Source organism: Marinobacter sp. (genome assembly GCF_048259445.1).
GTDB lineage: Bacteria > Pseudomonadota > Gammaproteobacteria > Pseudomonadales > Oleiphilaceae > Marinobacter.
Window position 1 is genome coordinate 1 of record NZ_JBLXHQ010000026.1, and the last position, 20937, is coordinate 20937.

At 55.1% G+C, this 20937-nt stretch carries 18 protein-coding genes; 14 read left to right on the forward strand and 4 right to left on the reverse strand.

The features are described from left to right. The 4 genes from ACN0RL_RS16055 to ACN0RL_RS16070 all read right to left on the reverse strand — a co-directional run. On the reverse strand, window positions 1-935 hold a 935-nt coding region (locus ACN0RL_RS16055; protein WP_417518607.1), incomplete at its 3' end, for an electron transfer flavoprotein subunit alpha/FixB family protein. Further along, window positions 936-1685: an electron transfer flavoprotein subunit beta/FixA family protein gene (locus ACN0RL_RS16060; RefSeq protein WP_417518609.1), complete on the reverse strand. Its 750-nt coding sequence runs from the start codon at window positions 1683-1685 to the stop codon at window positions 936-938. A gap of 126 nt (window positions 1686-1811) precedes the next feature. Then, a complete protein-coding gene (locus tag ACN0RL_RS16065; RefSeq protein ID WP_417518611.1) occupies window positions 1812-2954 on the reverse strand; it encodes a DcaP family trimeric outer membrane transporter in 1143 nt (380 codons plus the stop codon). A 212-nt stretch (window positions 2955-3166) separates the two neighbouring features. After that, window positions 3167-4144 carry a LysR family transcriptional regulator gene (locus ACN0RL_RS16070; protein WP_417518613.1) on the reverse strand — a complete coding sequence of 326 codons (978 nt, stop codon included), beginning with the start codon at window positions 4142-4144 and terminating at the stop codon, window positions 3167-3169. Between the two features lie 219 nt (window positions 4145-4363). Here ACN0RL_RS16070 and ACN0RL_RS16075 point away from each other — a divergent pair, with 219 nt between their 5' ends. The 14 genes from ACN0RL_RS16075 to ACN0RL_RS16140 all read left to right on the forward strand — a co-directional run bounded on the left by ACN0RL_RS16075 (window position 4364) and on the right by ACN0RL_RS16140 (window position 20869). After that, on the forward strand, window positions 4364-5521 hold the full coding sequence (locus tag ACN0RL_RS16075; RefSeq protein WP_417518615.1) for an acyl-CoA dehydrogenase family protein: 1158 nt from the start codon (window positions 4364-4366) through the stop codon (window positions 5519-5521). Next, entirely contained in the window at window positions 5521-6678 is a 1158-nt protein-coding gene (locus tag ACN0RL_RS16080; RefSeq protein WP_417518617.1) for a CaiB/BaiF CoA transferase family protein, read from the forward strand. The genes ACN0RL_RS16075 and ACN0RL_RS16080 overlap by 1 nt, the downstream gene beginning before the upstream one ends. Further along, the gene (locus tag ACN0RL_RS16085; RefSeq protein WP_417518619.1) at window positions 6675-7583 is read left to right on the forward strand and encodes an FAS1-like dehydratase domain-containing protein; all 909 of its coding nucleotides are present in this window, start codon (window positions 6675-6677) and stop codon (window positions 7581-7583) included. The genes ACN0RL_RS16080 and ACN0RL_RS16085 overlap by 4 nt, the downstream gene beginning before the upstream one ends. Beyond that, window positions 7580-8455, forward strand: a complete 876-nt coding sequence (locus ACN0RL_RS16090; protein WP_417518621.1) for an HpcH/HpaI aldolase/citrate lyase family protein — start codon at window positions 7580-7582, stop codon at window positions 8453-8455. Before ACN0RL_RS16085 ends, ACN0RL_RS16090 begins: the two co-directional genes overlap by 4 nt. Continuing rightward, complete coding sequence (locus tag ACN0RL_RS16095; RefSeq protein ID WP_417518623.1) at window positions 8455-9600, forward strand: acyl-CoA dehydrogenase family protein; 1146 nt, start codon at window positions 8455-8457, stop codon at window positions 9598-9600. The genes ACN0RL_RS16090 and ACN0RL_RS16095 overlap by 1 nt, the downstream gene beginning before the upstream one ends. A 31-nt stretch (window positions 9601-9631) precedes the next feature. Next, the gene (locus ACN0RL_RS16100) at window positions 9632-11080 is read left to right on the forward strand and encodes a 3-oxoacyl-[acyl-carrier-protein] synthase III C-terminal domain-containing protein (protein ID WP_417518625.1); all 1449 of its coding nucleotides are present in this window, start codon (window positions 9632-9634) and stop codon (window positions 11078-11080) included. Between the two features lie 28 nt (window positions 11081-11108). Continuing rightward, window positions 11109-12311, forward strand: coding sequence for an acetyl-CoA acetyltransferase (locus ACN0RL_RS16105; RefSeq protein ID WP_417518627.1), 1203 nt, complete (start codon window positions 11109-11111; stop codon window positions 12309-12311). Between the two features lie 32 nt (window positions 12312-12343). Further along, complete coding sequence (locus ACN0RL_RS16110; RefSeq protein WP_417518629.1) at window positions 12344-14038, forward strand: acyl-CoA dehydrogenase family protein; 1695 nt, start codon at window positions 12344-12346, stop codon at window positions 14036-14038. A gap of 95 nt (window positions 14039-14133) precedes the next feature. Beyond that, a complete protein-coding gene (locus ACN0RL_RS16115) occupies window positions 14134-15054 on the forward strand; it encodes an SDR family NAD(P)-dependent oxidoreductase (RefSeq protein ID WP_417518631.1) in 921 nt (306 codons plus the stop codon). A gap of 89 nt (window positions 15055-15143) precedes the next feature. Next, on the forward strand, window positions 15144-16001 hold the full coding sequence (locus ACN0RL_RS16120; protein ID WP_417518633.1) for a MaoC/PaaZ C-terminal domain-containing protein: 858 nt from the start codon (window positions 15144-15146) through the stop codon (window positions 15999-16001). A gap of 35 nt (window positions 16002-16036) precedes the next feature. After that, complete coding sequence (locus tag ACN0RL_RS16125; protein WP_417518635.1) at window positions 16037-17257, forward strand: CoA transferase; 1221 nt, start codon at window positions 16037-16039, stop codon at window positions 17255-17257. 42 nt (window positions 17258-17299) lie between these two features. Next, window positions 17300-18430, forward strand: a complete 1131-nt coding sequence (locus tag ACN0RL_RS16130; RefSeq protein ID WP_417518637.1) for a CaiB/BaiF CoA transferase family protein — start codon at window positions 17300-17302, stop codon at window positions 18428-18430. A 40-nt stretch (window positions 18431-18470) separates the two neighbouring features. Then, window positions 18471-19265, forward strand: coding sequence for an enoyl-CoA hydratase/isomerase family protein (locus tag ACN0RL_RS16135; protein ID WP_417518639.1), 795 nt, complete (start codon window positions 18471-18473; stop codon window positions 19263-19265). Window positions 19266-19315: 50 nt separating this feature from the next. After that, window positions 19316-20869: an acyl-CoA synthetase gene (locus ACN0RL_RS16140; RefSeq protein WP_417518641.1), complete on the forward strand. Its 1554-nt coding sequence runs from the start codon at window positions 19316-19318 to the stop codon at window positions 20867-20869. The last annotated feature ends 68 nt before the right edge of the window (window positions 20870-20937 follow it).

Genomic DNA, 20937 nt, shown 5'->3' on the forward strand with positions numbered 1-20937 from the left:
ACTTTCTTCAGCTCTTCTTCAAATTGCGGTACTGCTTCAAACAGATCCGCCACCAGGCCGTAATCGGCAACCTGGAAAATCGGTGCTTCTTCATCCTTGTTGATCGCAACGATCACCTTGGAATCCGACATGCCCGCCAGGTGCTGAATGGCACCGGAGATGCCCACAGCTACATACAACTGCGGCGCAACAATCTTGCCAGTCTGTCCGACCTGCATGTCGTTCGGCACAAAGCCTGCATCGACCGCAGCACGGGAGGCGCCCATACCGGCACCCAGCAGATCAGCAACCTGCTCCAGCATCTTGAAGTTCTCGCCGTTCTGCATGCCACGGCCACCGGAAATAACGATGCCGGCACTGGCCAGATCAGGACGGTCAGATTTGGCTTTCTCCTCACTGACAAACGATGAGAGGCCAGCGTCTTTTACAACGTCCAGCTGCTCAACGGAAGCGGAGCCGCCTTCAGCGGCGACAGGATCAAAACCAGTCGGACGCACGGTGACAACCTTGATGCCATCGCTGGCCTTGACCGTCGCAATGGCGTTGCCAGCGTAGATCGGGCGAACGAAGGTATCTTCGGATTCCACGCGAATGATGTCTGATACCTGAGCAACGTCCAGCAGCGCTGCAACGCGCGGCATGAAGTCTTTGCCCGTGGTGCCCGCAGAAGTCAGGATGTGGCTGTAGCCCTTACCCACTTCTGCAACCAGCTCGCTCAGGTTCTCACCCAGGAAGTGGCCATAAGCTGCATTGTCGGCAACCAGTACCTTTGCAACGCCGTCAGCCTTGGCGGCGGCTTCTGCAACAGCGCCACAGTTTTCGCCGGCAACCAATACATCAATATCGCCACCGATGGCCTTGGCAGCCGCTACAACGCTTAGAGTCGCCTGCTTCAGGCTGCTGTTGTCGTGTTCAGCAATTACAAGGATGCTCATTTAGATCACCTTCGCTTCGTTCTTCAGTTTATCGACCAGCTCGGCTACGTCAGCCACTTTGATGCCTGCTGAACGGGCAGCCGGTGCTTCCACTTTCAGAGTGGTCAGGCGCGACGCAATCTCAACACCCAGATCAGCCGGGCTCATAACATCGAGAGGCTTCTTCTTGGCTTTCATGATGTTTGGCAGGGACGCATAGCGCGGCTCGTTCAAACGCAGGTCGGTGGTTACAACCGCAGGGAGGTTCAGGGAAAGGGTCATCAGACCACCGTCTACCTCACGGGTAACATTGACTTTTTCACCATCAACAACCACTTCAGAAGCAAAGGTGCCCTGCCCCATACCGGTCAGTGCAGCCAACATCTGGCCTGTCTGGTTGTTATCAGAATCGATAGACTGTTTGCCAAGAATGACGAGTTTCGGCTCTTCTTTCTCAACAACGGCCTTCAGCAATTTGGCTGCGTCGAGAGACTGAACTTCCTCATCGGCTTCAATGTGGATGCCACGGTCAGCACCCAGCGCCAGCGCAGTACGAATCTGCTCCTGACACGCCTTGGGACCAATGGAAACCACGACGATTTCGTTGGCAACACCTTTTTCCTTCAGTCGAACCGCTTCTTCAACAGCGATTTCGCAGAATGGGTTCATTGCCATTTTGACGTTGGCGAGATCAACACCAGTGTTATCCGGCTTGACGCGTACCTTTACGTTGTAGTCGATTACTCGTTTTACAGCGACCAGTATTCGCATTTATGCCTCCCGAATTAAATCTGGCGAATTCTTATGCGCCTCTTTTCCCCACAGGTATAACTGGTTTTTTGCACAGTAGGGAAAAGAGGCTGGTTTAACATTTTTGAAAGCTATTTCGGCCTAGGCTCAGAAGTTGTACTGAGCTGCAAACAGCAACCGGCTTGCGTCGCCATCATCGCCACTCACTTTCTTGACTTTGAAGTAGGTATATTGGACGCCAAATTTGACAGCCTTTACTACGCTCCACTGGTAGTTGAGCATGGCGTTGGTGTTGCGCTCATGCTCAGCGCCCACACCAGCAATACCATCGGCTACGGCATCATCCCAATCCATCTCCGTCATGCCAATAGCGGTGTTAATAGAACCAGGTCCCATTTTCAGGCTGGCACCAATGACTCCACCATAACCACTGATGGTTTCGAGGCTGCCGCCATTAACATAGGCATCTGCACCGGAATAGTTGTTACCCGAGCGCCACAAATAACCGTTGGCACCATCGTTGTAATTCAATGCGCCCTGGATGGAAAAAGCGTCGGTCAGTGCCAGCTTGGCCGCGCCGAATACGCCGTAGCCGAGAGCGCTGTCATCCGCTGTGCCGTTATCAATCGCGACTTCTTGCAGCAATGCTGCTGCTGAATAGCTGAATGCTCCGGATGAGGTCTCATAGCGTGCCGTCAGTGTTGGTATTCCGTTCTTCTCGTCACTGCTGCCGAAGACGCTGGTTCTCGGGTCTTCCAATGCAACGGAGAAGGCTCCAGTCGTATAACGGGCCTGCGAATTACGGCCCTGGTAACCAGCAGCGCCTGCCATACCATCGAATTCCAGCCCTGAGGTGTTGCCTACGAAGCTGTTGAAGTTGGACCAGGTTCTGCCCAATAACACGCCGTTGTATTCGCCGTATGCATGACGAATGCGCAATTGACCGGGTGTGCCGCTGATGCTGCGGAAGTCACCTTCCACATTGATTTTCACACCTTGTGGCAATGTTGTTTTGATGCCGAGGCGGGATTGAAATGCATCTGCACCAAAGTGACCCTTTGCTTCTTTGCCGGTGCCTGTGTTGACCAGAGAAAAGTTACCGGAACGGGTGCCCCGGGATGTGGCAATGTTTTCATCAATGTCGTAAGACGCGTTCAGGCGGGCATAGCCGGAGATCTCAACTTTTGCGTCTCCTGCCTGAAATTCGATTGCGTTAACCTGGCTAGCCAAGCCGAATACCAGCAGGGAGCTGGTTACTTTAATTGCTGTGGATAATTTGTTGCGTAGCATAAATCGCATTCTCCGTTCTTGTTTAAAATTCTGCTGTCAGAGAAAACTCAGCCTGAAGGGGGTGATTTCAGGTAGCCCTGATGCCGCAGCGCTTGCGACGGAAATCACCCTAGCAGCGGGGAAGAATGCTAACAATTATCTATATTGGATATTATGTATAACGTAAATGAATGGCTAGGCTACATTCAGCTGTACCCGGCTACTTCAAGAGTTTACTTGCGATCGTGAGCCTTGGAATTGTCAATCTCAAACAACAAACGTCCTTTCCACAGCCCATCTTGAACATGTTGGGCAACTTGCCTCAAAATCATTTCGGAAAGCTTTTCCGTAGCGACGGAGGCAGGCAGATCTGCCGGCGTAACCAGTGAGAGTGTTCTGGTCAATTCCGGCGAGGTTATCGGAATCGCCATCACTTCATTGCGAGCCATCATTTCGTGAACGGCAGCAGAAGGCAGAATGGTATAGCCAAGACCCCGGCGTGCTGTATCTGTCAGTAGTGGCCATGCACTCACCTCGAGCGCCAGATTAATCGTCGTCCCACGTTGCGCCGCTTCCCTTTCTACGGCTTGTCTCAGGCCGTGCTTTTCTTCAGGAAGTATCAACTGCTGTTTCAGCACGTCGTCCATCGTGATTTCTGTCTGTTTGGCAAGAGGGCTGTTGCTTGGCCCGATCAGGTAGAGCGGCTCTTCGAGCAAGGGCTTGCAGCGCAGGTTTCTCTGGCTACTGGGGTTATAGGTGATAGCAAGGTTCAGCCGGTGCTGGGCCACCATCTGCTGCAGAGTGCCACTCATTGCTGACTTGACTGCAAGATTAACCTGCGGAAACTTCTTGCGGTATTTTTCGACAATCGTACCTGAAAAGATGTGGGCAACAGTTGGAAGTATTCCCAGCGTAACCTGGCCGGTCACTTCTCCGGCAATGGCCGTTACGTCCGCCAGTGTCCGTTCCAGATCCTGCATGATCTTGCGTGCGCGATCGTAGAGCAGTTCTCCGGGTGCCGTCAGTACAACGCCTCGGCCATGACGCACAAATACCTCCACATTCAACGCACTTTCCAGCATCCGGATTTGGCGGCTTAACGCCGGTTGGGCAACGAAAAGCTTTTCCGACGCCCGGCTGAAGCTTCCTGTGTCTGCGACGGTAAGGAAGGTATTGAGCTGTCGCAGATCTACATTGAGGTTAGTAGCCATGAGTGTGCTCCGTGGTATGCCAAAAAGTGATCTTGTTTTGATGCTGTATAACATGTTTGTTGTGGAAGAGTGAAGCGCGGTCATGTTTAGGTATCCAATAAAGTGATGGCCGATATAAAAACTATATAATTGTTGAAGGATTTTCTTGCTGATAGGGTGAGTTTTCTGGTTGTGATATTGGCATTGGCCGATGCGCTTGCCCGTTAACAGGAGAGTTCCATGTATTCATCGTCATCGTATCCGGATGTCCGGGAGGCCACCGCACGTTTATGTGCCGGCTTTCCTGGTGGCTACTGGAGGGCGTTGGATCAGCAGAATGAGTATCCGACGGAATTCGTCAACGCATTGAGTGAGTCAGGCTACCTCTCTGTGATGATTCCGGAGGAGTTTGGTGGGTCAGGACTGTCTCTGGGGGCTGCGTGCGCAGTGCTGGAGGAGGTACAACGTTCCGGCTGTAATGGCGGCGCATGTCACGCCCAGATGTACACCATGGGCACCCTGCTGCGCCACGGTAGTGAAGAGCAAAAGCAGAAATATCTGCCCCGTATCGCCGCCGGCGAGCTGAGGCTGCAAGCGTTTGGTGTAACTGAGCCATCCAGTGGAACAGACACCACCCGTATCACCACCAAAGCGGTGAAAGACGGCGACGACTATGTGGTCAACGGCCAGAAAGTATTTATTTCCCGCACTGAACATTCTGACTTGATGATCCTTCTTGTACGCACTACCCCGCGTGACGCCTGCGCCAAGCGCACAGATGGTATGTCGGTGTTACTGGTGGATATGAAGGATGCGTTGGCGGGTGGGTTGTCTATCCGTCCGATCAAAACCATGATGAACCACGCGACCACTGAGTTGTTTTTCGACAATGTGCGTGTGCCGGCAGCGAACCTTATTGGTGAGGAAGGCGCCGGATTCCGTTACATCCTTGATGGCATGAACGCTGAGCGGATTTTGATTGCGGCTGAGTGCATCGGTGATGCCCGATATTTCATTGAAAAGGCTTCGGCTTACGCAAAAAGCCGAGAAGTGTTTGGCCGGCCGATAGGCCAAAATCAGGGTGTCCAGTTCCCGATCGCCAGAGCCTATGCCCAAACGGTAGCTGCCGCCGCTGTTGTCGATCAGGCTATTTTGGCATTTGAAGCCGGGCAGCCCTGTGGGTCGCTGGCAAACATGGCCAAGATGCTTGCATCGGAGGCCTCCTGGCAGGCGGGTGATACCTGCATCCAGACCCATGGTGGTTATGGCTTTGCCGAAGAATACGACATTGAGCGCAAGTTCCGGGAAACCCGCTTGTATCAGGTCGCACCTATCTCTACCAACCTGATTCTCTCCCACCTTGCCACCCATGATCTTGGAATGCCGAGGTCCTTTTAATGAATACATCCTCGCTTAAAGGATTGTTGGTGGTGTCTCTGGAGCAGGCCGTGGCCGCACCCTATTGCACATCAAGGCTCGCCGATGCTGGTGCCCGTGTAATAAAGGTGGAGCGCGATGAGGGAGACTTTGCCAGGTATTACGATCAGGCCGCCGCCGGAGAGAGCTCCTATTTTGTGTGGCTCAACCGTGGCAAGGAATCCATCTGCCTGAACATTAAAGACAGCGCCGATCAACAGTTACTGCTGAAGATGTTGAAGGAAGCCGATGTGTTTGTGCAGAACCTGGCCCCGGGAGCTGCCGAGCGCGCAGGTTTTGGCTCGGCAGCACTTCGCCGCGATAACCCACGGCTGATTACCGTTGATATCACCGGCTACGGAAGCAGAGGCCCTTACCAGAATATGAAGGGCTATGACTTGCTGGTTCAGTGTGAATCCGGCCTGGCTTCGATTACCGGTGCCGCAGACGAGCCGGCGCGGGTTGGGGTTTCTGTTTGTGATATCGCTTGCGGCATGTACGCCCACGCGGAAGTGCTGCGTGCATTAATCGCCCGCGAGCGTACAGGCGAGGGAGAGAGCATCGAGGTGTCCCTGTTCGATGCGATCGCAGATTGGATGACCGTACCTTTATTGCAGAGTGAATCCCGGCAGATTCCGGTTGAGCGCGCTGGCCTTAGGCACCCGGCGATCACTCCGTATGAAGTCTATTCCTGTGCCGATCAACATCAAGTGGTGTTGTCAGTGCAGAACCAGAGGGAGTGGGAGCGGTTCTGTGACCAGGTGCTGGAGTCTCCGGAGCTGAAAGCAAGCCCAGACTACGAGAGTAACATCGCGCGCTGCATGCATCGCGACGCGCTCAATCAGGTGGTGCAACCCATCATCGCTGCGATGAGCCGGCACACACTGGTAGACCGCCTGAATCAGGCCCGCATCGCCTACGGCGAAGTCAAAACGGTCGAGGAGTTCAGCCAGCATCCGCAGTTACGGCGCATTCAGGTTGCTACGGCATCTGGCCCGGTCAGTGTTGTTGCGCCTCCCGCAGTTACCCGCCACCAACACAATGGGCTGGGTCCGGTACCTGCACTTGGGGAGCACGGTGTAAAGCTAAGGCGTGAGTTTGATGCCAGAAATTCAGATGCCATGGAGGCGCAGTCATGACCGTAAAGCCAGCGGCAGAAAAATCACAATTTGATGAACTGCAGAAGTGGGTAGGGCGAACCCAGGAATCGTCTGATCTGGTCAGTGCCAAAGTCGTGGCCAAGATGGCAGCGGCGTTGGATCACCAGAACCCACAGCTAACAGAAGCTAGCTTCCTGCCACTGCCCTGGCATTGGTTGTTCTTCACACCAACCCCGCAAGCGTCGGCTACTGGCCAGGATGGGCATCCTAAAACAGGCGGTTTTTTGCCGCCGGTGCCTCTGCCACGGCGCATGTGGGCGGGGAGCAAGGTTGAGTGTCATCAGCCTCTTCATGTCGGTGATCAGCTCACGTGCAAATCGACCGTCGAGTCGGTTGTTCCCAAGAGTGGGCGACAGGGTGAGTTGGTGTTTGTAAGCGTCGCTCATCGCTTGTTCAAGGGCAAACAGGAGCCTGTGCTCACCGAGATTCAGGACATCGTATACCGTGCAATGCCAACTGGCCCGGCGCCCGTTGCGCCGGAATACACGCCGGAGCTGGGGCTCCAGTGGAGCAAAACAATCACGCCGGACCCGGTTTTGCTGTTCCGCTATTCCGCGTTGACCTTCAATGGCCACCGTATTCATTACGACCGCAACTGGGCAGTTGAAGCAGAGGGCTATCCTGGCTTGGTCGTGCACGGACCGCTGGTTGCCAGCCTGCTGCTTGACCTGATGTACAGCAACCTGGGGCAAGTCGAGATTGCCCGGTTCAAGTTCCGCGGAGTGCAGCCATTGTTCGACCTGGAGCCGTTTACGGTTAACGGCGCCCGGGATGGCAACACGGTGAAGCTTTGGGCTTTGACACCCGAAAACCAGCTTGCCATGTCTCTGGAAGTGGAGTTGAAAAGTGAAACCAACAAGGCATTGCCGGGAGGCCAAGTATGACTTCACTCAACATGCCGGTATGGCGCTCGTTGATGTTTGTTCCGGCAAATAACCGTCGTTTTCTGGAAAAAGCCCACTCCCGTGGCGCCGACGCAATCATCGTTGATCTTGAAGACAGTGTGCCTGTCGGGGAGAAAAAGTCCGCACGGGATTATTTGCCAGTGGTCGTACACCAGGTAACCCAGTCAGGCGCCGACATGCTGGTACGAATTAATCAGCCCTTGCGAATGGCCGTGCGTGATCTGGAGGCTGCGGTTATCAACGGTGTGCGTGGGCTGGTTGTTCCCAAGGTAGAAAGCGCAGCGGCATTACAGGCGCTGGCTGATGTCGTCACCGAACTGGAGATTGAGCGCGGCCTGACACCCGGCAGCGTTGTGATGATGGTACAGATTGAGTCACCGGCAGCGCTGCTGAAGCTGGATGACATTGCATCGGTATCGCGAGTGGTGGGGCTGACCCTTGGCCCCGAGGACTTTTGCTCCGAGGTAGGCATGGATCCTAATCCGGATACCTTGCTGGTTCCGAGTCAGGCCATTGTATTTGCAGCCAACCGCACCGGGGTATTGCCCTATGGGTTTGTGGACTCGATTGCAGATTACAGTGACCAGGAGCGGTTTGCGGCAACCATCAAGCGCGCACGGCAGTTGGGCTTTCGTGGGGCCCTGGCGGTACACCCGTCGCAAGTGACCATTATGAATGAAGGCTTTATGCCCTCCGAAGAAGAAATCCAGAAAGCCCGGGATATTGTCAAAAGCTCCCGGGAACATGAACAGAAGGGTGAAGCCGTATTTTCACTCGACGGAAAAATGATCGACAAGCCGGTTGTGGAACGGGCGGTTCGATTGCTCAACCAGTTAAAGGAGAGAGTGTAATGACTATTGAAAACAGAGCTGTCTATTCCAGTGACCATGAGCTTTTCCGCACCAACGCGCGGCGCTTTTTCCGGGAAGAACTGGAGCCCAATATTGATCAGTGGGAAAAAGACGAAATCATGCCCCGGTCGTTTTGGGAAAAAGCCGGCGCCAACGGTTTCTTGTGCTGCGGCGTGCCGGAAGAATACGGCGGCCCGGGTGCAGACTTCCTTTACAACATGATTTTCTCGGAAGAAACCGGTTACGCCCTTGGCGGCGCCAGCGTCGGGTTCTCGGTACAGGCCGATATCGTTGCCTACTACCTTTTGCACGCAGGTACTGAAGAGCAGAAAAAGTACTGGCTGCCACGCATGGTAACAGCAGAAAGCATTGCCTCTATCGGCCTGACCGAGCCTGGCTGTGGCAGTGACCTTAAAGCCATGCGTACATCGGCGGTTCGCGACGGCGACGAATACGTGATTAACGGCCAGAAGACCTTTATCACCAACGGCCAGAACTGCGATTTCGTGTTGCTGGCTTGCTCCACCGATCCGAGCAAAGGCGCAAAGGGCATCAGCCTGATTATCGTTGAGACCGACCGCCCGGGCTTTGCCCGTGGCCGTAATCTGGAAAAGATCGGCCAGAAGGCGGCGGATACGTCAGAGCTATTTTTCCAGGACGTGCGTGTACCGGTAACCAACCTGGTAGGTAATGAAGGTGAAGGTTTCGTCATCATGATGCAGGAACTGCCTCGTGAGCGAATTACCATTGCCTGCCGTGCCCTGGCCGAGGCTCAGCGCGCGTTTGATCTGACCACCGAGTACGTAAAAGAGCGCAAGGCGTTTGGTCAGGCAATCGGTGATTTCCAGAACACCCAGTTCACTCTGGCCGATATTAAGACGGAGCTGGCCGTAAGTTGGGCATTCCTTGATCAGTGCCTGCAGAAGGCTAACGACGGTACCTTGACCGCCGATGAGGGAGCGATGGCCAAGCTGTGGACGGCTGAACTTGAAGGCAAAATTGTAGACCGGTGCCTGCAGTTCTTCGGTGGCTGGGGCTACATGAAAGAGTACCCGATCTCCCGTCTGTTTGTGGATGCACGGGTTCGCCGGATCTACGGCGGTGCGAGTGAAATCATGAAGTTGCTTATTGCTCGTACGCTTTAACTACTGGCTCAGCTCGAAAGGAAACAAGACTATGTTCGGGATTACTGCTTACGGCGCCTACGTTCCCCGCAGCCGCCTCCAAAAAAGTGCCATTGCAGATGCCAACGACTGGTTTGATGCCAGCCTTCGTGGCCTTGCCAAAGGCGAGCGCAGCATGTGCAACTGGGATGAAGATGTCATCACCATGGCCGTTGAGGCTGCTCAGGACTGCCTGACGGTTCTCGACCGTGAAACAGTCAAGTCTCTAAGCCTGGCCTCAACCACTGTGCCGTTTCTGGATCGTCAGAATTCCGTGGTAGTCAGCGAAGCGCTGAATCTGGGCAACCGTTTGCGCACCATGGATGTCACCGCCTCACAGCGCGCGGCAACCTCGGCTCTGATCAGTTTGCTGGAAGCTGGTGGTAAAGATAACAGTTCAGCGCTGTTGGTGGCTTCTGAGCATCGTCGTACCAAGTGTGGCTCACGTCAGGAAATGCTTTGGGGTGACGGCGCGGCGGCACTGGGCGTTGGTACTGAAGGCGTTATCGCTGAATACCTGGGCAGTGCCAGTTTCGCGGATGATTTTGTCGATCATTACCGTGGTGAAGACGCAACCTTCAACTACGACTGGGAAGAGCGCTGGATTCGTGACGAAGGTTACCTGAACAGCGTCCCTGCCGCCGTTAACGAGTTGTTCGAAAGCACCAACACCAAAGGGGTGGACGTTGCCCACTTTGTGTTGCCATCAGACCAGGCCCGCACTCCGGCCGCCGTTGCCAAGGCGTTGGGTATTGCCGCTGAAGCGGTGATGGACAGCCACATCAACAACCTGGGTGTGGCGGGTGCTGCGCACCCGATCCTGCTGCTGACGGCGGTTCTCGATAAAGCCAAAGCTGGTGATCTGGTATTGCTGGCCGGGTTTGGTCAAGGCACGGATGCCGTGCTGTTCCGTGTTACCGATGCGATTGCCTCCAGGCGTCCAAAAGCCGGCTTTAACGGTGCGTTGGAAAAGCGTCGCCCGGAAACCAACTACAACCGGTTCCTGAGCTTTAACAACCTGGTAGAGCGTGATATCGGCAAGCGCGGTGAGCTGGACAAGCAGAGCTATCTTGCAGCCATGCACCGCAAGAAAGGTCTGCTCAATGGGTTCATCGGTGGCAAGTGCCGCGAGTGCAACACCATTCAGATCCCGAAAGAAAACTACTGCGTTAACACCGCGTGCGGTGCCCTGCACAGTCAGGATGATTACGCGTTGTCTCAGGTGCCTGGTCGGATCAAGACCTGGACTGCGGACCGGTTGACATTTGACTGGAACCCACCGGCCTATTTCGGACTGGTCGAGTTTGAAGGTGGTGGCCGCCTGATGATGGATTTCACCGAGGTTGAGGAAGGGACAGTGGAATCCGGCGTGACGGTAACGTCGCACTTCCGGATCAAGCAGTTCGATAACCAACGCGGTTTCCGGAAGTACTTCTGGAAAGCTATTCCATCACAGCAGTAATACACGCGCTAAGACAAGGTGAATGAAAATGGCTAGTGGAATCAAAGATAAAGTTGTGATTCTCGGAATGGGTTGCAGCAAGTTTGGTGAGCGCTGGGATTGCAGTCCTGCAGACCTGATGTCGGAAGCGTTCGAAGAGTGCATCGCAGACGCGGGTATCGATAAGAGCGAGATCCAGGCAGCCTGGTTTGGCGCGGGTTTGGATGCACATAACGTAGGCCCGAGTGGCTTGCCGCTGTCCATCGCCTTGCGCCTGCCGAATATCGGTGTGACCAAGGTTGAAAACATGTGTGCAACCGGAACCGAAGCGTTTCGCGGTGCGGTCTATGCAGTGGCCTCCGGTGCCTGCGACATAGCGCTGGCGCTGGGTGTCGAGAAATTGAAAGACATCGGCTACGGCGGTTTGCCACAGCGCACGCGGGGTGTTGAGAACGATATGTTCTGGCCGAACGTGTCGGCTCCCGGTGCTTTTGCGCAGCTGGCCTCAGGCTATCGCGCCAAGCACGGCATTAATAAGGACGATCTGAAGCGCGCCATGGCGCACATCTCGGTGAAGAGCCACGCCAACGGCGCAAAAAACCCGAAAGCGCATTTGCAGCGTGAAATCACCATGGAGCAGGCCATCAATGCGCCCAACATTGCGGATCCTATCGGCCTGTTTGATTGCTGTGGCGTAAGTGACGGTGCGGCCTGCGCGATTGTTACCACACCTGAAATCGCCAAGCGCCTGCAGAAGGCCAACCTGGTATCGGTCAAGGCGCTGCAGCTGGCAGCCTCGAACGGATATGAAGGAGGTTACGGTGAATGGGACGGCTCTTACCTGAAGACCACCCGTGTTGCGGCTCAGCGTGCCTACGATGAAGCCGGCATCAAGAACCCCCGTGAAGAAATCAGCATGACAGAAGTGCACGACTGCTTCTCGATTACCGAGCTGGTGACCATGGAAGACCTTCAGTTGTCCGAAGAAGGGCAAGCCGTGCGCGATGTGCTCAACGGTGACTTTGATGCTGACGGCCGTATCCCCTGCCAGATTGATGGCGGGTTGAAGTGCTTCGGTCATCCGATAGGCGCTTCCGGATTGCGGATGATCTACGAGAACTACCTGCAGTTCAGTGGCAGGGCAGGCGACCGTCAGCTGGCGGACCCGCGTATCGGCCTGAATCACAACCTGGGTGGCTTCCCGCACCAGAACATTTGCAGTATTTCCATTATCGGTCGGTACGAGAAGTAAGACATAGCCGACCGGAGGCAAAAGGTTAAACGATGAACGCCAGCAGCAAGCATGTGAGTGAGAGCACTATGAACGCGACAGATTCGCTAGTTGTAGCCGACCGGCATTTGGGCAAGGCCCGGGAACTTGTTGACCTGGTTTTGGGGCGCCTGAAAACGCTCTGCAGCGAGGATGGCAAGCTCAGTGCCGGGCGTCTCGATGATCATCAGCTGTCTTGCTATGAGCTCGCATTCTGTGTCGCGGAATTGAGTGCTGCCGATGCTGTTAACCGGTATGCGGAAAAAGCACAACAGCAAGACTCCCTGGCCATGACAGTTGCGCTGGCGTTCAGTGCAGATGTCCTGCAAAAAGTTCCACAGCGCTTGTTGACGCTGCAGGAAATTGAGCGCGCAGACGTGCTGGGTTTGTGCGGCGGAGCCGAATTTGGCGAATTCGTGCGCACATACGGCGCTGCTGAGTATATGGCGGCTCTGGGAGCACAGTTGTCTTTACGCGACAGTCTGTACCTGCCGGCCATGCTTGACGATGACAAAGAAATGGTGCGTGAAACCTTCGCACGATTTGCAACAGATGTTGTGATGCCTTTGGCGGAAAAGATCCATCGTCATGACCTGGATATTCCTGACGAGATCCTGAAGCCTGCGGCAGAGTTAGGCAGCTTCGGTATCAGTATTCCTGAGCGGTTCGGTGGCTTGCAACCAGACGATCATGACGACAGCCTCAGCATGATTGTTGTTACCGAAGAGCTCTCCAGAGCATCTCTGGGAGCGGCAGGCAGCCTCATTACGCGCCCTGAAATTGCAGCGAAGGCACTGCTGAGCGGCGGCACTGAGGCTCAGCAGGAAAAGTGGCTGCCCAAATTGGCGTCTGGCGAGACTCTTTGCGCGATCTCCATTACCGAGCCCAACCACGGGTCGGATGTGGCATCTCTGGGGTTAAGGGCGACGTCTACTGAGGGTGGCTGGTTGCTGAACGGCAGCAAAACCTGGTGCACATTCGCTGGCAAAGCGGAGCTCTTGGTGGTTATCGCGCGATCTGAGCCGGATGCATCACTGGGTCATAAAGGTCTGAGTTTGTTTTTGGTTGAGAAGCCCGCATTCGCTGGTCATGAATTCAGCCATCAGCAGCCTGGCGGCGGCAAGATTTCCGGAAAGGCGATTGCCACTCTGGGTTACCGCGGCATGCACTCCTTCGATATGTCCTACGAAGATTACTTTGTACCGGCAGATCACCTGATTGGTGAAGAAGCAGGCCAGGGCAAAGGCTTCTACTTCACCATGGCGGGCTTCTCGGGCGGACGTATTCAGACCGCGGCTCGGGCTAACGGTGTGATGGAGGCCGCCAGCGAAAAGGCGCTTAAGTATGCCGGTGACCGCAAAGTGTTTGGCCAGCCCATCGCGGCGTACCAGCTTACTCAAGTGAAGCTGGCTCGGATGTTCTCAACTCTGATTGCTTCCCGTCAGTTCACCTATGCGGTGGCCAGAGAGATGGATCAGGGCCGAGGCCAGATGGAAGCCAGTTTGGTCAAGCTGTTCTCTTGTCGAGCGGCAGAGTGGGTTAGCCGCGAAGCGATGCAGATTCACGGTGGCATGGGCTATGCCGAGGAATACGACGTGAGCCGTTACTTTGTAGACGCCCGAGTGCTGTCTATTTTTGAAGGCGCTGAGGAGACCCTGGCGCTGAAAGTTATTGCCCGTGAGCTGGTTGCCAGAGCACAGGCGCAGTAATCGCAGCCATAACGGCTGTCACGATTTAAAAATAGCGGTCGTTTGATGCCGCATTCATTAAAACCGAAAGTAAATCTAATAAATCGGAGCTTATTATGAGCGATTCAAAGTTATTGGAAGGTAAAGTCATCGTTGTTACCGGTGGCGGTCGTGGTATTGGTCGTGCCACCTCGATTATGTTGGCTGAGCACGGTGCCAAAGTGGTTGTAAACGATTTGGGCGGCGCCGGCGACGGGTCGGGCGGCGACCAGACCCCTGCGGATGAAGTGGTATCTGTTATTAAAGAAGCCGGTGGTGAAGCCGTCAGCAACTACGACAGTGTGACCGATTGGGACGGCGCTCATAACATCATCCAGACAGCCATCGATACTTTTGGCCGCATCGACGGTGTTGTTAACAACGCCGGCAATCTGCGGGATGGTATCTTCCACAAAATGTCTGAAGCTGACTGGGATTCCGTTATCGCGGTTCACCTCAAGGGGAGCTTTAATGTCAGCCGTGCAGCTGCTGCGCATTTCCGCGAACAGGGCAGCGGTACCTTTGTAAACATGACGTCCACGTCTGGCTTGATTGGCAACTTTGGTCAGGCTAACTACGCAGCCGCCAAGGCCGGGATTATGGGGCTATCCAAGTCATTGGCGCTCGACATGAACCGCTTTGGTGTGACCTCAAACTGCATCGCGCCGTTTGCCTGGAGCCGTCTGATCGGAACCATCCCGACAGAAACCGAAGAAGAGAAAGCCCGCGTTGCGAAGATTCAGCAGATGACGCCAGACAAAATCGCCACTCTGGCAGTGACTCTGTGCAGCGATGCCGCCAAGCACGTGACCGGTCAGATTTTCGGTGTGCGCAACAACGAAATCTTCCTGTTCAGCCAGCCACGGCCAATCCGTTCAGCCCACACTCTGGAAGGCTGGACGCCAGAAACCGTTCTGAGCCGCGTGTTGCCTGCATTTGAAAGCGACTTCTACAAGCTGGATCGTTCTGCTGACGTCTTCAGCTGGGACCCGTTCTGATTCTCTCAACCTGAATCTGACGACTGAGCATGGCGCAGCTTCTTCTTGGGGAAGCTGCGCCAGCACCGGCCATTAACAGGAAACCCATCATGGCAATCAATTACGAACATCTGCTTAACCGCAAGTTTGAAACACTGACCCACGATTACACCGAAAAAGACAGCATGCTCTATGCGCTGGGTGTGGGCTTGGGCAACGATCCGCTGAACGAAGACTGTCTGCAGTTTGTTTATGAGGATGGCCTCAAGGCATTGCCAAGCATGTCTGTTGTGCTGGCCTACCCTGGATTCTGGGCGCGCGAACCGGATACGGGCATTGATTGGGTGAAAGTGCTGCACGCAGGTCAGGAAGTCATCATCCATAAACCTTTACCCGCATCCGGTGTGGTCGAAGCCACCACCAAGATCACCGAGGTTATCGATAAAGGCGAAGGCAAAGGTGCGTTGGTCATCACCGAGCGCGTTGTCCGCGATAAGGCCACAGGCGAAGATTTGTGCACGTTGCTTAGCACCACAATGGCGCGAGGTGATGGTGGTTTCGGTGGCCCTTCTGCGTCTACCTCAACTCCGGATCGTATTCCTGAGCGTGAGCCGGACCTGGTATGCGACCTGCCAACGCTGGATCAGGCAGCATTGATTTACCGCCTGTCTGGTGATTTCAACCCCCTGCACGCATCACCCAGCGTTGCACGTGAGGCCGGGTTCGAAAAGCCGATTCTTCATGGCCTGTGCACCTTTGGTGTAGCTAATCACGCGCTGCTGAAAACCTTGTGTGACTATGATCCAGCGCGCTTCCACCGCATGCGTCTGCGCTTCTCTGCACCGGTTTATCCGGGCGAAACCATCCGCACTGAAATGTGGCGTGACGGCAACAAGATCGCCTTCCGCTGCCGCTCTGTGGAGCGGGATATCGTGGTGATTAACAACGGTTACGCCGAAGTTAGCTGAGCATTAGCAATAACGTATTAACACGGAGCATGGATATGCAGAACATCTTGTCGGGACTCAGGGTAATTGAGGGCAGCGCTTTTGTAGCCGCGCCTTCAGGTGGCATGACACTGGCTCAGCTTGGTGCCGACGTGATTCGTTTTGATCCAATTGGCGGTGGCATTGACTACAACCGGTGGCCGGTCACATCCGATCAGCGCAGCCTTTACTGGCACAGCTTGAATAAAGGCAAGCGTTCGATTGCGGTGGACTTCCGTAAGCCTGAAGGCCAGGAGTTGCTTACACGGCTGGTGGCTGCTCCGGGTGACCAGGCCGGCATGTTCCTGACCAACTTCCCGGCGAAAGGCTGGATGGCCTATGAACGCCTGCGCCAGCACCGGGAAGACCTGATTTACCTGAACCTCACGGGCGATCGCCACGGCGGCAGTGCACTGGACTATACGGTGAACTGCAAGGTCGGGTTTCCTTCGCTGACAGGAGATGGCAAGGCCGGGCCTTTGAATAACCCAATGCCGGCGTGGGATGTGATTACCGGCCAGCAGATTGCTCTGGGCCTGCTGGCTGCTGAGCGGCACCGCTCCCGCACCGGGCAAGGCCAGTTGGTGAAAATCGCCCTGGCCGACGTGGCCTGGGCAACCCTCGGTAATCTTGGGTATATCGCTGAAGCCATGATCAACAGCGCCGACCGTGATGCCATTGGCAATCATATCTACGGCACTTATGGCCACGACTTCGAGTGCAAAGACGGTGAGCGGATCATGATCGTTGGCGTTAGCCCTAACCAGTGGCGGGCCATTGTGAGTGTTACGGAAACGGAAACGCAGATCAGTGAATTGGAGGCGCGTTCCGGTCTTAACTTCAAAAAGGAAGGAGACCGCTACAAAGGCCGCGACGAGATTACTTCGATATTGGAGCCCTGGTTCCGCGCCCGCAATTTTTCCGACGTACAAACCGCGCTGGATAACGGCGGTGTGTGCTGGGGGAAATACCAGACCGTAAAAGAAGCGGTGGAGAACGACCGCGATTGCTCGGTGGATAACCCATTGTTTGAAATGGTGGAGCAGCCGGGTATTGGCAGCTATTTGATGCCGGGCAATCCTCTGCAGTTTACCTCCGTCGAAAAGGAACCAGTACGCAGGGCGCCCCATCTGGGCGAGCATACCGAAGAAATACTCGCCGAAACCCTGGGGCTGAGTAACACCGAAATCGGGCGCTTGTTTGATCAGAAAATCGTCGCAGCGCATACCGCAGGTTGACCAGGCCTGCAGGGGCTGGCTGATATCAGGAGGACAGAGTTGATGGGGCCATTACACGGCGTTCGTATTGTTGAACTGGCGGGCATAGGCCCGGGGCCCTTCTGCGGCATGATGCTGGCGGACATGGGCGCGGAAGTGATCAGTGTGGAGCGGGTTGGCGTGACCGCCGACCAACCGGAGCTGGATTGCAGCCGGCGCGGCAAGCGTTCGGTAGCCCTCAACCTGAAAACCCCCGAAGGCGTTAAAGCCCTGCTGAAACTGGTTGAGACCGCCGACGCCCTCCTTGAAGGCTTTCGCCCCGGCGTGACTGAAAAGCTGGGTGTTGGGCCAGATGACTGTCTGGCGGTAAACCCGCGGCTCGTTTATGGCCGTATGACCGGCTGGGGCCAGTACGGTTCCATGGCGCAGGCGGCAGGCCATGATATTAACTACATCTCGCTGACCGGCGCGTTACACGCATTCGGTCGCAAGGGAGAAAAGCCCGTGCCGCCGCTGAACATGGTGGGTGATTTTGGCGGTGGTGGCATGATGCTGGCGTTCGGCATGGTATGCGCGCTGCTGGAAGCCCAAAAATCCGGCAAAGGGCAGGTGATTGATGCCGCCATGACCGATGGCTCCGCGGTGCTGATGTCGATGTTCAATTCGGCCCATGAACGCGGCACCCACAGCCTTGAACGTGGCGTAAACCGCCTCGATTCCGGTGCTCACTTTTACGACACCTACGAAACCGCCGACGGCAAATACATTTCCCTGGGTTCCATTGAGCCCCAGTTCTACGCCCAGCTGATCGAAGTGGCCGGCCTGCCGGCAGACAAGTTTGCCGATCAGATGGACAAGAGCAAATGGCCTGAGCTGTCAGAGATTGTCGCCGACACCATTAAACAGAAAACCCGCGATGAATGGTGTGAGTTGATGGAAGGCAGCGACATTTGTTTTGCGCCGGTGCTGGATCTGATCGAGGCGCAATCACACCCCCATAATCTTGAGCGCAATACCTACGTGGAGATTGGCGGCATGAAGCAGCCTGCGCCTGCGCCAAGGTTCAGCCGTACAGAAGCGCACATCCGGTTTGCGGCCAAACCCTATGGTGAAGACACTGACGCTCTGCTTCAGGAGATCGGCTACAGCGCGGAAGAGATTGGTCAGCTACGGGTCGGCAAAGCGTGTAACTAGAACGCTCTGCAATTCCTGATATTGCGAGGCAACAAAAACAATGAGCGATTTACTTTACAGCGTTGAGAATGGGGTGGCGTACTTCACCATGAACCGCCCCGAAGCCCGTAATGCACTCTCCACCGAAATGCGTGAGCAGATACGCCAGCGCCTGGAACAGATCAGAAGCGACGATGAGGTTCGCTGCATAGTGCTGCGAGGTTCTGGTAAGCATTTTATAGCCGGTGGCGATGTAAAAGGGTTCATGGAATTTACGGAATGGACACCAGAGCAACGGCGGGCCCGCTTCACCAGACGTGTTCAGGAATTGAACCCCATCATGTATTTGATGCGCAGCCTGAACAAACCGATTCTTGCCAGTGTTCAAGGTGCCGCTGCCGGCGCCGGGGTGAGCCTCGCATTGTGCTGCGACTTGGTAATGGCCTGTGAAAAGGCGTTCTTTACCCTGGCCTATACGGGCATAGGAACCACCCCCGACGGCGCCGGGACTTACCAGTTGCCACGACTTGTCGGTGTAAAAAAAGCTATGGAGCTCGCGCTGCTGGGTGATCGGTTTTCGGCACAAGAAGCTGCCGACATGGGCATGATCAACTGGGTAGTGCCTGAAGGCACCCTGGAAGAGCGCACCAAAGTCATGGCGGAGCGTCTCGCAAAAGGCCCCACACACGCCTACGGCAACACCAAGCGCCTGATCCTGCAATCACTGAGTTCTTCGCTGGAAGCGCAACTGCAAGCAGAAGCGGAATCCTTTGGTGACTGCACTGCAACCGATGACTGGGTGGAGGGGGTGCGCGCGTTCAACGAAAAGCGCAAACCTCAGTACACCGGTAAATAACCCCACCTTATTCCTAGCCAGTCAGCAGTGTTACAGGAGACCCCGGATTTATGACTACCCAAAAACAACATACACGTGCCCTGACCGGGATAGTTTGCGGAGACGAGCATCTCAGCCATGAAGAGTTTCAGCACGATATCAAGCGCGCCGCAAGTGGGCTGAGAGAGGCTGGCGTTAAACCGGGCGATTGTGTTGCTATTTTCATGCGCAACGATATTCCGTTTATGACCCTGTCCAGAGCCACAGCCTATATCGGTGGTTATGCGGTGCCAATCAATTGGCACCTGGTAGGTGAAGAGCTGACGTACATTCTCCACGACTGCGCGGCAAAAATTCTGGTCATCCACGCCGACCTCTGGCGCAAGGTCAAAGACGAGATTCCAGAAGGTGTCCAGTGCATTCTGGTAGAGACACCCAAGGCGCTACGCGAGGCGTTTAATCTCACACCTGAAGACTGCAAGGTGCCAAGCGATCAAATCGTTTTCGCGCAGTGGCTGGCGGAATCTGACCCGATTGCCGATCCTCCACAGGAGGGGCCGTCATCGATGATCTATACCTCTGGCACCACCGGGCATCCCAAAGGCGTAAGGCGAAAGCCGCTGCCGCCTGAAAATGCCAAAGAATTACAGGCGTTCCGGTCTCGTGTATACGGCTGTAAAGAAGGCGTGCGCGCCATGGTGCCAGGCCCGCTTTATCACAGTTCGCCCAATGGTTTCGCCATGCAGTCGTCCAGGGTGGGAGACCTGCTGTTGATTGTCCCGCGCTTTGATGCGGAGTCGTTTCTGACAATGGTTGAGGAGTACGCAATCACAGCGGCGGTCATGGTACCGATTATGTTTATTCGGTTATTGAAGCTTCCTGCCGATGTGCGTAACAAATATGACCTTTCCAGTCTCGAGTTTGTTGTGCATGCGGCCGCGCCTTGCCCCGCTGACGTAAAAACCCGGATGATTGAGTGGTTTGGCCCGGTTATCAACGAGTTTTACGGTTCAACGGAATCCAGTGGCGTTACGGCGTGCACCTCAGAGCAAGCACTGGCAAAGCCGGGTACCGTAGGCACGACAGTACCGGAAGCGGATGTCCGTATCCTGGATGCTGAGGGTAATATTCTACCTCCAGGTCAGATTGGTGAGATTTACTCGCGCTTCCCGAATATGGATTTCACTTACAACCGGAAACCGGAAGAACGTGCCGCAATCGACCGGGATGGCTACATCACCTCGGGCGATATGGGTTATTTTGACGAAGACGGCTTTTTGTTCATTGCCGATCGCATCAAGGACATGATTATTTCCGGTGGCGTTAATATTTATCCGGCCGAAATTGAAGAGGTGCTGCATAACTGCCCGGGCATCAAGGATTGCGCGGTATTCGGGATTCCCGATGCAGAGTTTGGTGAGTCAGTGATGGCGGTTATCGAGACCGACGATGGCAATACCATCGACGTTAAAGGTGTGGAGGCCTATCTGCGTGAACACCTCGCTGGCTATAAGGTACCTAGGCATATTGAAGTCGGGCACGACTTGCCCCGTGAGGATTCAGGCAAAATCTTCAAGCGCCGCCTGAGAGATAAATACTGGCAGGCTGCCGGGCGAAGTATCTGACAATAAAACCAACAAACCCTGCTGCGATAGCATACTTAAAGGCGCTATCGCAGCAGGGTTGGGGCATT